This is a genomic window from Ralstonia sp. ASV6 (assembly GCF_016429285.1).
Lineage (GTDB): Bacteria > Pseudomonadota > Gammaproteobacteria > Burkholderiales > Burkholderiaceae > Ralstonia > Ralstonia flaminis.
Genome location: NZ_JAELUI010000066.1, coordinates 17,992 through 29,736 on the forward strand (window position 1 = coordinate 17,992; position 11,745 = coordinate 29,736).

The following is an 11,745-nucleotide window of genomic DNA, read 5'->3' on the forward strand; positions in this document are numbered from 1 at the left end:
GTTCGACGAGCCGCAAACAAAAAGCCCGCCCGAGCATGACGCCAGGGCGGGCTTTTCTTTAGAGTTGCGCGCGAATGGCTTACTTGCGCAGGCCCTTCACACGATCCGCAGTCACGTCTGCCGGCTGTCCACCAAAGCTGGTGCGCAGGTAGTTGGCCAGCGCGGCCAGCTCTGCATCATCCATCTGCGCGAAGCCCGGCATTTCCTGCATGGCTTCCGTGCCCGGGAAGCGCTGCTCTTCAATGCCGTCGAGCATGGCAACGATCAGGTTATGCACGTCGGCATTGCGCACGGTGGAGTTGCCCAGCATCGGCACGGCCACGTGCGGCTTGCCTTCGCCATCGCGGCCGTGACAGCCGGCGCAAACAGCCAGGTAGCTCGCGCGGCCAGCCTTGAGCTGGTCGGCGTTGTCCGCCGTGGCGGCCACCGGCTTGAGCGGTTGCGGCGCAGGCGGCTTGTCGCCAAGCAGGTAGGTTGCCACCGCACCCACGTCCGCCTGGCTGAGGTACTGCGAGCTCAGGTGCACGACCGGGTACATCTCACCAAAGGCCGAACCTTGCTGCGCGATGCCGGTGCTGAAGAACGCTTGCAGATCTGCCGGCGTCCATCCGCGCGCGGCCAGGCCTGCGGGCGAGATGTCCGGTGCGACCACGCGGCCGAGATCCGCACCACCCAGCGGCTTGCTGGCACTCAACTGGCCCGCAAAGCCGCGCGACGTATGGCACTCCGCGCAGTGGCCAAGCGCGTTGGACAGATAGCGCCCGCGCTGCCACGACGCCGAGTTGCCGGTGGACGCGTCCGGCAGCGTGTCCTTCAGGAAGAACAGGTTCCAGCCCGCCATGGCCAGGCGGATGTTGTACGGGAACCGCAGCTCGTGCTCGCGGTTGGCGACTGCCACAGGCTTGAGCTGCATCAGGTACGCATACATCGCATCGGTATCGCTGCGCGACAGACCGCGGTACGACGTGTACGGCATCGCCGGGTAGAGGTGCTTGTCGGGCGCTACGCCGTCATGCAGTGCCTTGTAGAACGCGTCGGCGCTCCACTTGCCGATGCCGTGTTCCTTGTCAGGCGTGATGTTGGTGCCGTAGAACGTACCGAACGGCGAGGCCAGCGGCACACCGCCCGCGAACGGCGCACCATCCTTGGCTGTGTGGCATGCCGCGCAGTCAGCCGCACGCACGAGGTAGCGGCCACGGTTGATCAAGTCCGCGCCGGTCAGCTTGGTGGGCGGCGGTTGATCAGCGGCGGCCGGGATGTCGGTGGAGCGGTCACCGCACGCTGCCAGCGCGGCAGCAGCCAGCAGCGGCAACACGGCCAGGCGAGCCACGCGAAGCAGGTTGCGATGGTTGGGGCGAGCCATGGTCATCGTCATCACTTACCGTCCTTGACGAGTCCGGGCGTGCTCAGGACGACGTCCTTGACGGCCTCGAAATAGCGCACGTAGCCAGTGCAGCGGCAGATGTGGTCGTTCAGCGCTTCAGTGATGGTCTCGTCGAGTTGCTCACGCGCCACCGGCTGGCGCTTGAGGCGCTCCACCAGCACCGTCGCGCCGTTGACAAAGCCCGGCGTGCAATAGCCGCACTGGAAGCTGAAGTGCTCCAGAAACTTCTGCTGCACGAGCGAGAGCGATACCACCTCACCCTTCTCATTGCGCGTGGCATGGCCTTCCACCGTGCGCACCTTCTTGCCCTGGAAGAAATGCGCGCCCGTAATGCACGTGCGGACTTCTTCGCTGGTGCCGTCCGGCTTGTCGAGGATGACCGTGCACGCGCGGCACACACCCTGCCCGCAGCCCAGGCGCGAACCCGTCAGGCCTGCGTATTCGTGCAGGAAGTCGATCATCATCAGACCTTCAGGCACTTGCACGGGGCCGAGGTCCTTGCCGTTGAGGTGCAAGGTGATCGGTTGGGTGGTGATGCTCATGCCAGTACCTCCTGAATCTTTTCCGCGGTCACTGGCAAGCTGGTGAAGCGGTGTCCGATGGCATGCGCGATGCCGTTCACAATGGCGCCCACCACAGGGATCATCACCACCTCGGCGATGCCCTTGGGCGGATCGGTTTCCGACAGGGGCGGCAGCACCGTCCCGGTCTGCGTCCACACGGCCACGTCTTTGGCGCGCGGCAGTTGGTAGCGGTTGAAGTTCCAGGTGCCGTTGCCGGGGCCGTCTTCATACAGCGGCAGATATTCGTGCAGCGCATGGCCGATGCCCATCGCCAGACCACCCTGCAACTGCCCCGATACGAGCTGCGGCGAGATCTGCGAGCCGCACTCCATGATCGAGTGGTGCGACAGCAGCTCTACCTTGCCGCTGGCCTCGTGCACCGACAGCTCGACCAGCGTGCCGACCGCGCTGTAGTACGTGACCGACGCGTTGTTCCGCTGCGTGGGCGCGATGTAGACCTTCTTGCGATCAAGCACGTGGTAACCGCCGGCCGTCGTCATCTTGGCCTTGTGCGCAGCATCGGCGCCTTCGCCATAGCGCACGGACAGGCCGTCGATGGGCACGCGCGTGGCGGTGCCGTTGACGTCGAAATCAGCCTCGCTCCACTGCCAACGGTTGAACACGTGCACCACGGCACCTGTCACCAGGCCAAGGTCGTGCGCCTTCTTGGCGATCTGCTCGTAGGGCAGTGCTTCCAGGCCACCGGCCGTGAGCTTGCCGTCCACCCAGCGCGCGTCTTCCACGCGCACCACCAAGGATGCCGCCTGGCCGCCGCCGATGCCCTGGCTCCAGATCGCCATCGCCGCCGGCCACAGGCCGTGCATGAAGACGATGCGTGCCGCTTCACGCGTGCTATGCGTGAAGTAGTACGCCGAGTTGGTTGCACTGGCCGGCGATGCATAGGCCGGAGACCAGCGCGGGTTGGCCGCCAGCTTGTCCTGGTCGGCCTGGCTCATGATGTACGGATCGCCACTGGTGGTGACGGGCAGGTCGGTCCAGTCCGTGACCGCCACGCGCACTTCCGATGCCGGACGGCCCAGCCAGCGCATCACCGCCATGGCCTGCGAGGTCGACATTCCCGTACCGATCTCGGCCGCCACATGATGCAGCGCGATCTGCCCGTCTGGGCGGATTTCCACCTTGGCGAACGAAGCCTCCGCACCAGTACCGAAATCCTTCTGCACGCACGCAAAGCCCACGCCGTAACGCTTGCCCGGGTGGGCGGCCTCGAACTCGGCCTTCTTCTTCGCGCGGTTCACCCACATCGGGTGCACGCGGGCAGCCTCCAGCACTTCATCCACACGGATGGCGCCGGCAGGAATCGCGCCCTGCGTGTTCTTCATGCCCGAGCGCAGCGCGTTCTTCAGTCGGAACTCGATCGGGTCGAGCTTCAGTTGCTCGGCAAACTCATCGACCATCACTTCGGTGGCGGCCATGCTCTGCAGCGTGCCGTAGCCGCGCGCCGAGCCCGCGTCGATGGCGCGCGAGGCGATCGCCACGGCGGTCAGGTCGTTCTTCGGGAAGTAATAGATCGACTGCGCAGCCGTCGCGCCCACCATCGCCACCGAAGGCGAGAAGTTCGCGCGGCCGCCGCCGTTGGCCTCGAAGTGGCCCTGGAACGATTGGAACAGTCCTGTCTTCTTGTCCACCGCGATGCGGTAGCGCATCTTGAACGCGTGGCGCTTGATGGAGGTCTGGAACTGCTCGTAGCGGTCGTTGGCCAGGCGCACCGGCTTGCCTTCGGCGTACAGCGCCGTCACCAGACCGTAGAACGGGAAGTTGTAATGATCTTTCGAGCCGTAGCCGACCGTGTAGCACGGGTGCACGATCACCTGCTTCACGGGGAAGGCACCGCGGGCCTTGGCCAGCATCTCGGCCGTGCTCTCGCCCACTTCCACCGGGCTTTGCGTGGGCACGACCATGTGCAGCGTCTGCGTGCTGCTGTCGTACCAGCAGTTGGCGTTGTCGGCTTCCATGGCCGAGGTGTCGATCGACTGCGTGTTGTACTCGCGCTCGAGCACCAGCCAATCTTCAGACGGCTTGTCCAGCTCGGCAGCAATCTGGTTGGCGTAGAAGATGCCCTGCTCGCCCAGCTTGCCGTGGTCCACGCCATCGGGCCACACGGGCTCGTGCTTGCGCATCATGCTCGGGAAGATCGGCGCGTTCTTCAAGCTGGAGAAGACGTCGTCGTCAAACGGCCCCGCGCCGCCCACACGCACGAAGCGGAAGGTGCCCCACGGGTCGCGCTCCAGCGGGCCGGTCACCGCACCGTAGCGGATGATCTTGTCCTGGAACTTGAGCTTGTCCTTCGCAAAGCGGAAGCGCGCGAAGTCGTGATAGATCAGGATGGCAACCGCATGGCCCAGGTAGGCGGGCGTCTTGCCCTTGGGCAGCAGCATGTCTTCGCCATAGAAGGCGGGGAAGGCAACGCCGTCGCGCGCCAGGTCTTCAGCGGTCACAACGCGATCGGGCTTCAACGCATCGCCCAGCAGGCCCAGGTCAAAGCCTTCGTACGTGCGATCGGCCAGCGTGGTGCGCAGGATGAATGCGTGCGATTGCTGCTGCGGCCAGTGCGGCATGTCGCGCGAGCGGATATCACGCGCGAACACCTTGTCGCCCGTCACCTTGGCGATGCCGTCAATGCGGAATTTGGGAGTACCGGTCTTGGGGTCCCACTGGACCGGGGTGAGGATCTTTTCTTCAAACAGGGCCGCAAATGCGCGGCCGCCCAGCGGTGCGATATACACCGAGACGCCGGCCACGACAGTCGCTTTCAGAAAAGCGCGGCGCGACGGATGGGTAAGCGGCATGAACTTCTTCCTCGAAGGAATGCTACGGCGCACCCGAGTTCGGCGGGTGGCGTGGGGAGGGATGGGGGCCGGGGTGCAAGTGATTGCCAAGCGGCTCCGCCTCTTTCGATTTTGGTATCCGCCTTGATCCAAGACAAGACGCGATGCCGAATATCGTCTATTTGGCGGACGTTATCTGCCTTGGCACGGTTTTGTGCATGTGCAGCAGCGCGTGGCCACTGCACTGGTCGCGTTTAGCACCAGTCCGCGGCCTGCGCGCTGACGCGCGCGCGCACAAAATCGATCAGCGTGCGCATGGCGGGTGAGGCGTACCGATTGGGCAGCGTGAGGATGAACAGGTGCGCGCCCAGCCCGCCCACCTCATAGCCGGGCAGCACGCGCTCGAATGGCGTGGCGGCGGCACGCGTCACGTAATTCGGCAGCAAGCCGATGGCCATGCCGCGCGCCACCGCATCGGCCAGAAACGGAAAATCCTCCGACTGCATGCGCGGCTCCACCGTCACGCTGTGCTGCGTGGTCTTGCCGCGCACGGTGCCCGAAAGCGCCAGCGTCAGACGCCGCCCCGGCATGGGCGGGCAAACAATGGCTTGTTCGACCAGCGCCTCGGGCGTTGCCACCGGGCCATGCGCCTTCAAATAGGCCTTGGTCGCGAAAAGGCTCCAGCCAATCGGGCACACCTCGCGCGCGATGGTGTCCTGCGGCGGCGCCGAGGTGATCTTGAATGCCACGTCAATCTCCGACGCAATCAGGTCATTGACGCGGTTGTTGAACGTCACGCGCAACGTCACGCTTGGGTGCTCGCGCGCAAATTCGAGCAGCATGTCCCCCAGGAAGAAGCGGCCAAGACCCGTCGGCACACTCACCCGCACATGGCCGCGCACGGTCTGCCCCAGGCCATCGATGGAGGCGCGCGCGGTCTCCACCTCCTGCAGCATGCGGCGGCCGTGCTCAAAGAGCGTCTCGCCGGCCTGCGTCAGCTCCAGGCTGCGCGTGGACCGGCGCAGCAGTTGCGCGCCGGTCTCGCGCTCCAGCACCTTCAGGCGGTTGCTCAGGTTGGAGCGCGTCATGCCCAGCTTTTGCGCGGCGGCGGTAAAGCTGCGCGCTTCCACAATCTCGACAAACAGGTGGATGAGGTTGAGGTCCATGATGGAGGCTGGAAGGCTCGGCTGAGAAGCGAAATCGACGGGCAGTGTTGTTCAATGGCATTCACCAGTGTGCGCAATACTAAGCGGATTGTTCAGTGCGATTCAATCCGGCATGCTGCATAGATAAAGCAGAGGTCCTACCCAATAACGAGACCTCGCCCTCAAGGAGACACGCATGACCGCCAGCCTCATCTTCGAAGACCGCCCCGTCGATGCCGACACCCTGCTCGCGCGCGGCTCCGCCCTTGCCGGTGGATTGCGCCGCATGGGGGTACAGGAGGGCGACGTGATCGGCGTGCTGATGCGCAATGCGCCGGCCTACATTGACGTGATGCATGCGTGCCGCATTGCGGGCTGCCACTTCTGCCCGATCAACTGGCACTTCACGCCGACCGAGGTGGAATTCCTCATGCGTGACTCGGGTGCCAAGGTGCTGATCGGCCATCGTGACCTGATGGATGCGGTGGAACCGCTGCTGCCGCCGCACGTGCAACTGCTGCGCGTGGATGCCGAAGGCACCGACCGCGCCGACGGCTACGCCAACTGGCTCGCGCTGCAAACGCCGTACGACGGGCCGCTGGTGTCGCCGCGCGGGCACATGGCCTATACGTCGGGCACCACGGGTCGACCCAAGGGCGTGGTGCGCCAAGCCGTGCCGCTGGACCAACTCGACACCCACCTGCAGCAGGCACGCGCCGTGGTGGCCGCCACCTTCGGCATCGTGCCGGGCTGCCGCGCGCTGCTGCCGGCACCGCTGTATCACAGCGCCCCCAGCCTCTTCGCCCAACAGGCCGCGCAGATGGCGGAAGTGCTGGTGCTGCACCCGCGCTTTGACCCGCTGCGCGTGCTGGAGCAGATCGAGCGCTACCGCATCGACACCGTCTACCTGGTGCCGATCATGTACGTGCGCATGCTCAAGCTGACGGAAGAAGAGCGCAACCGCTACGACCTCTCTTCACTGCGCTTCGTGGCCTCCACCGGCGCCCCGTGCGCGCCCGAGATCAAGCGCAAGATGATCGACTGGCTCGGCCCCGTCATCTATGAGACGTATGCCTCCAGCGAGACCGGCATGATTACGGTGATGGACCCGCGCGATGCGGCCGCCCGCCCAGGCAGCGCCGGCCGCCCGGTGTGCGGGGCCGAGGTACGCATCCTGCGCGAAGACGGCACACCCTGCCCCACCGGCGAGGTCGGCCTGATCTACAGCCGCCAACCCGCCTACCCTGACTTCACCTACCGCGGCAACGACGAGGCGCGCGCCAAGATCGACCGCAACGGCCTGGTCACGCTCGGCGACATGGGCTACCTCGATGCAGACGGCTACCTGTACGTGTGCGATCGCGCATCGGACATGGTCATCTCGGGCGGCGTGAATATCTATCCGGCCGAGATCGAGCACGCGCTGCTGCGCCATCCTGATGTGGTGGATTGCGCCGTCTTTGGCGTGCCATGCGATGAATACGGCGAGCGCCTTGTCGCCGTGGTGCAGACCGAGCGCGAAGGGCTGCAGGCCGAGCCCGTGATCGACTGGCTGCGTGGCCAGATTGCCGGCTTCAAGATCCCGCGCCAGATCGAGTTCACGGCCACCCTGCCGCGCGACGACAACGGCAAGATCGCCAAGCGCCGCCTGCGTGATGCGTGGTGGGGTGACCGGCAGCGGCGCGTCTGAAGTCCGAACCGCTGCCGGCGCGGGTCAAGCAACCGCAGCAGCCTGCGCCGCACCCGACTTGGCAAACAGCGTGCGCTCCGTGAACTTGATGTTCTGCGGATCGTAGTACGGGTCGGCCCATGCGCCGGTCGTCTTCAGCACCAGCGGGTTGGCGGCCGTAGCCTTCGACTCGCTTGCACGGAAGCGGTAGTGATCGAACAGGCGGATGGCTTCAATCGCATACGCCGTGACGATGGCCGGATCGTAGATAGCGATCAGGCTGTCGCCGTTCTGCTCCTCGCCGCCCTTCGACAGGTTGGAGGAGCCGCAGAACACCACCGGCTCGTCACCGTTGAAATCGCACACGACAAACTTGTGGTGGATGTGCTGGCCAGTGCCGGCATCCACTTCCTGCTTGAACGGTGCGGGCGCCTCGTCCTTCAGGTAGGCGAACGACACGGTTTGCGTGGGCACATCGCGACCCGGTGCGAAGGCGTCCACACCACCCTGCTTGTCGATCACGCCCAGCGAGAGCAGCCCCGCCTTCTGCGGCACGACGTGTTCCAGCGTGGTCAGCATCTCGCCGCCGCCATCGGTGGCCATCACCGCAAACAGTACGGACGACAGTGCGCCCTTCACACGGTCAGCCGCTTCGGAGAGCAGCGCATCGGTCTGGTGCGGCGAGAACCCAAACCGCGCGCGCGGCGTGCTGCCCTGTGGCACAGCTTGCCAGTTGCCTGCCAGCGCATCGGCGCGGAAGGCGGTGGCCACCTTGCGGCTACCGGCGGCGTCTTCACCGTACTGGCCGATCAAACCCCACATGCGGTCGAACACCTGCGCGTAGAGCTGTGCGGGTTCTTGCTCAAACACCAGCACGCTATTGGCCTGCACGTACAGCCCGCGCAGCGAGAAATTGGCCGAGCCTGCCAGCACGCGCACCGGCTTGCCCGTGGCATCGCGCAGCAGGATCGCCTTGTGATGCTGGAAACGTGCAAGGTGCGTGCGGCGAACGTCCGCACCGGCTTGCTTGAAATAGTCGGTGGCCTGCGTCTCAAACGCGTTGTCGGTGCCATGCCCTGTTGGGTGCGCACCGGTGCCGATGTAGTTGTCCTGGATCACGCGGACCTTGCGGCCGTTCTGCGCAAGCCACGCAAAGGCACGGATGATGTCCGGCTCGTCCAGGTCATAGGCCAGCACGTCGATGCCGTAGCCGTCGGATGCCTGACACTGGTTGAGCAGATCGATGATGAGGCGGCGGCCCGTGGCCCCAAGATAGGCGTACTTGTTCCGGTACGGCTGCGTGTCATACAGCAGCGGCGATTTGGCCTGCGCACGGTTGTCCGGCGCCAGCGCCGTGTTGCCGCCGTAGTGGTCGATAAACGCCTGCGACGACACATAGCCGCGCACCATGCCCACCGTGGCCCAGTCGCTCATCGGCTGCTGCAGCGTGATGGTCACGTTGCGCGTGGCGCGCGTCTCAAGCTGCACAGGGTGAGTGGACGCAAAGTAGCGCGCGTGCACGGTGTAGGTGTACTGCCCGGCCGCGTGCGGCGGAAAGTGAACCCAGTGGAACGACTGAAACGGCGCGTCGATGGAGTCGGCGTATTTGCCGGCCTGCAGGGGGGCATCCGCATGGATGGGAGTGTCGAACGTCAGGCGGTTCGGTACCCAGTACGATGCCCCGCCCTGCGGGGTGCACTGGATGGCAAAGCCGGCCAGATCGGCGCGGTCTGCATCGGCCACGTCAAAGGCAAACAGCACCGCGCTATCGCCCTGATACACCTTCACCTGGAATGAATCGACGGATGTCGCCATGGAGGTCTCCTGGGGTGGCAAAGCATCCAGTTTTTATAGCACCGCGATCGTGACAATCCTCTGACGCAAACGGCGTATTTTGCAGAACTCATGCGGGTTTGCGGGCGACGCGTTCAATGCTGCTTCAATCCGATCTGCGCATACGCGCGCAACTGGATGCAGTGTATGGCGCCACGCGTATGTCGCCCATACGTCTCGTTTAATAGCCTCACTCAATCGTTATGTAACCATGTATACAACGACAACAAGAAAGGGAGGTTCCGATGCATCGTTTTTCTCCGTTCCGCTTCAAGCTTGCCCACGCGTTGCAACTCGCGCTGGTGCCATTCCTGCTGGCCGCGTGCGGCGGCTCCGATGCCGAGCCGCCCCAAGCAGTCACGCCCGCCGCGCCGCAAGCCACCCTCACGGTGGCCGGCGACGCGGCCACCGGCGGCACGCTCACCACGGCCCAGTTGAAGGCCCTGCCCGCCACCACCAGCACCGACAGCTTCGGCAGCGGCAGTGGTCCGCAAACCCACACGTACACCGGCACCAGCGTATGGGGCGCGCTCAACCAGATCGGCATCAAGACCGACCCGAACGTCAAGAATGACCTGCTGAACAAGATCGTCGTCGCCACCGGCACCGACGGCTACCGTGCCGTCTTCGCGCTGGGCGAACTGAGCCCCGACTTCGGCAACCGCGCGAGCCGCGTGGTTTATGCGGAAACCATCAACGGCGTATCTGGCGCGTTGCCCACTGCCGATGGCCCGTTGCGTATCACCTCACCCGGCGACACCAAGGGCGGGCGCTATATCTCGAACCTCGTGCGGTTGGATATCCGCAGTTCGGGCTCCACGGTGGCCAGTACGGGCGGCGGCGCATCCACGCAGTTCAAGGTGAGCGGCGCGGTGCAACGCCCCGGCACGTTCGACCTGACGGCCCTGCAGAACCTGCCTGTGGTCACGCGCACGGTATCGGGCGTCACCTACACCGGCGTGAGCCTGTGGGACCTGCTCAACACCACGGTCGGCGTCGTCAACAACCCGGCGGTGAAGAACGACTCGCTGGCCAAGTACGTGGTTGCCACGGGCAGCGACGGCTACAAGGCGGTGGTCTCGTTTGGTGAAATGGACCCCAACTTCGGCAACCAGCCGGACTTCATCGCCTACGAGGCCAACGGCGTGCCGCTCACCACCAACGGCTTTGCGCGGCTGGTGTTGCCGAATGACGGCAAGCAGGGGCGGTTTGTGTCGAACTTGATTAGTCTGGAGGTGATTGCGGCGCCGGTGGGGCAGTGAGATGTACGTGGCGCGGGACACGGGAGTTGAAGGACCGCACCACTGCCCCAGCAGGCATTCAGACAAAAAAAACGCAGCGGAAGCCGCTGCGTACGATGAGAACGTGAGGGGAGACCTCTCCTCGCCTGCGTAAGTTACCCGTAAGTCATGACAAAAAAATGTCATGCAACTGCCTTAATCGCCGCTTTTAGGGCAAAACTGCCTGCCAAAAGCGGGATTCTCGGCTGATGTGTATGTGTAGATCACATGCTTAAGCCATGTGACCTGTTTGCAAGTGCGCATCAAGCCCCGCCAACGGATGCGTACTCGTCCGCCACGGCGACGACAGGAAGTGCTGCACCCGCTCCGGCCGCACGGCAGCAAGCGTGGACGGTGCCCACCCGGGGCGGTGGTCTTTGTCGACCAAGTACGCGCGCACGCCTTCGCAGAAATCGCCGTCTTCAATCCCGCGCGCCACGATGCCCAGCTCCATCTGGAAGCACTCGGCCAGCGACAGTTGCCGCCCACGCAGCAACGCCTCGCGCGTGACGTGCAGCATGGTCGGCGAATGCGTGGTCATGGCGTCCAGCGTGGCCTGCAGCCACTGGCGCGGCTCACGGGCGGCTTCGCGCTCCAGGCTCTCGCGCAGCGTGGCGACGATGCGATCGACCGACGAGCGCCGATCGAAATAGCGCAGCACCCACGGCATGGCCGTCACCAACGCCGCATGCGGAACGATGTTGCACGGCGGCTCGAACACGCGCCGCAGGGCCTGCATCAGATCACCGTCGTGCGGCATGCGCTGCAGGCGGTCTTCAAACGTGGCCAGCCATTCCGCCGGCACGCACAGGTCAGCCAGGTGGCAATGCAATGCGTCGGCGCCGGAAAGCGTCACCCCCGTCAGCCCAACATACAGCTCCAGCTCGGGCGACATCACGCTCAGGAAGCGCGTCGCCCCCACGTCCGGCAGAAAGCCGATGCGCGTCTCGGGCATGGCCATCTTCGTGCGCTCGGTCACCACACGCAGGCGCGCCGCCTGCCCGAGGCCCATGCCGCCGCCCATGGTGATGCCGTCCATCAACGCGACGATCGGCTTCGGGAACTGATGCAGCGCGTAGTCG

Annotated in this window: 8 protein-coding genes; 2 read left to right on the top strand and 6 right to left on the bottom strand. The window is 65.0% G+C overall.

All coding sequences use genetic code 11. The features are described 5' to 3' along the window. Positions 1 to 79: 79 nt before the first annotated feature. The 4 genes from JHD73_RS14635 to JHD73_RS14650 all read right to left on the bottom strand — a co-directional run bounded on the left by JHD73_RS14635 (position 80) and on the right by JHD73_RS14650 (position 5,902). The gene (locus tag JHD73_RS14635) at positions 80 to 1,375 is read right to left on the bottom strand and encodes a cytochrome c (protein ID WP_233176986.1); all 1,296 of its coding nucleotides are present in this window, start codon (positions 1,373 to 1,375) and stop codon (positions 80 to 82) included. Continuing rightward, a complete protein-coding gene (locus tag JHD73_RS14640) occupies positions 1,375 to 1,926 on the bottom strand; it encodes a (2Fe-2S)-binding protein (protein WP_048933684.1) in 552 nt (183 codons plus the stop codon). Before JHD73_RS14640 ends, JHD73_RS14635 begins: the two co-directional genes overlap by 1 nt. Next, on the bottom strand, positions 1,923 to 4,757 hold the full coding sequence (locus tag JHD73_RS14645) for a xanthine dehydrogenase family protein molybdopterin-binding subunit (RefSeq protein ID WP_199031003.1): 2,835 nt from the start codon (positions 4,755 to 4,757) through the stop codon (positions 1,923 to 1,925). The genes JHD73_RS14640 and JHD73_RS14645 overlap by 4 nt, the downstream gene beginning before the upstream one ends. Positions 4,758 to 4,990: 233 nt before the next feature. Next, positions 4,991 to 5,902 (bottom strand): LysR family transcriptional regulator, encoded by a 912-nt coding sequence (locus JHD73_RS14650; protein ID WP_199031004.1) that lies wholly within the window; start codon positions 5,900 to 5,902, stop codon positions 4,991 to 4,993. A 175-nt stretch (positions 5,903 to 6,077) separates the two neighbouring features. Here JHD73_RS14650 and JHD73_RS14655 point away from each other — a divergent pair, with 175 nt between their 5' ends. Further along, positions 6,078 to 7,571: an acyl-CoA synthetase gene (locus JHD73_RS14655; protein ID WP_199031005.1), complete on the top strand. Its 1,494-nt coding sequence runs from the start codon at positions 6,078 to 6,080 to the stop codon at positions 7,569 to 7,571. Between the two features lie 24 nt (positions 7,572 to 7,595). Here JHD73_RS14655 and JHD73_RS14660 read toward each other — a convergent pair whose 3' ends face one another. Further along, entirely contained in the window at positions 7,596 to 9,365 is a 1,770-nt protein-coding gene (locus JHD73_RS14660; protein WP_199031006.1) for a phospholipase D-like domain-containing protein, read from the bottom strand. A gap of 263 nt (positions 9,366 to 9,628) precedes the next feature. Between JHD73_RS14660 and JHD73_RS14665 the strand changes: the two genes are divergently transcribed. Continuing rightward, the gene (locus tag JHD73_RS14665) at positions 9,629 to 10,645 is read left to right on the top strand and encodes a molybdopterin-binding oxidoreductase (RefSeq protein WP_199031007.1); all 1,017 of its coding nucleotides are present in this window, start codon (positions 9,629 to 9,631) and stop codon (positions 10,643 to 10,645) included. A gap of 250 nt (positions 10,646 to 10,895) precedes the next feature. On the opposite strand, the gene JHD73_RS14670 is transcribed toward JHD73_RS14665, so the two are convergent. Beyond that, positions 10,896 to 11,745: enoyl-CoA hydratase/isomerase family protein (locus JHD73_RS14670; protein ID WP_199031008.1), on the bottom strand; the 850-nt coding region annotated here is incomplete at its 5' end.

What these genes read in the sequence shown, in the direction of transcription:
- JHD73_RS14635 (WP_233176986.1), bottom strand. Translation starts at nt 1,375, where the DNA reads ATGACGATGACCATGGCTCGCCCCAACCATCGCAACCTGCTTCGCGTG.
- JHD73_RS14645 (WP_199031003.1), bottom strand. Translation starts at nt 4,757, where the DNA reads ATGCCGCTTACCCATCCGTCGCGCCGCGCTTTTCTGAAAGCGACTGTC.
- JHD73_RS14665 (WP_199031007.1), top strand. Translation starts at nt 9,629, where the DNA reads ATGCATCGTTTTTCTCCGTTCCGCTTCAAGCTTGCCCACGCGTTGCAA.
- JHD73_RS14640 (WP_048933684.1), bottom strand. Translation starts at nt 1,926, where the DNA reads ATGAGCATCACCACCCAACCGATCACCTTGCACCTCAACGGCAAGGAC.
- JHD73_RS14655 (WP_199031005.1), top strand. Translation starts at nt 6,078, where the DNA reads ATGACCGCCAGCCTCATCTTCGAAGACCGCCCCGTCGATGCCGACACC.
- JHD73_RS14650 (WP_199031004.1), bottom strand. Translation starts at nt 5,902, where the DNA reads ATGGACCTCAACCTCATCCACCTGTTTGTCGAGATTGTGGAAGCGCGC.
- JHD73_RS14660 (WP_199031006.1), bottom strand. Translation starts at nt 9,365, where the DNA reads ATGGCGACATCCGTCGATTCATTCCAGGTGAAGGTGTATCAGGGCGAT.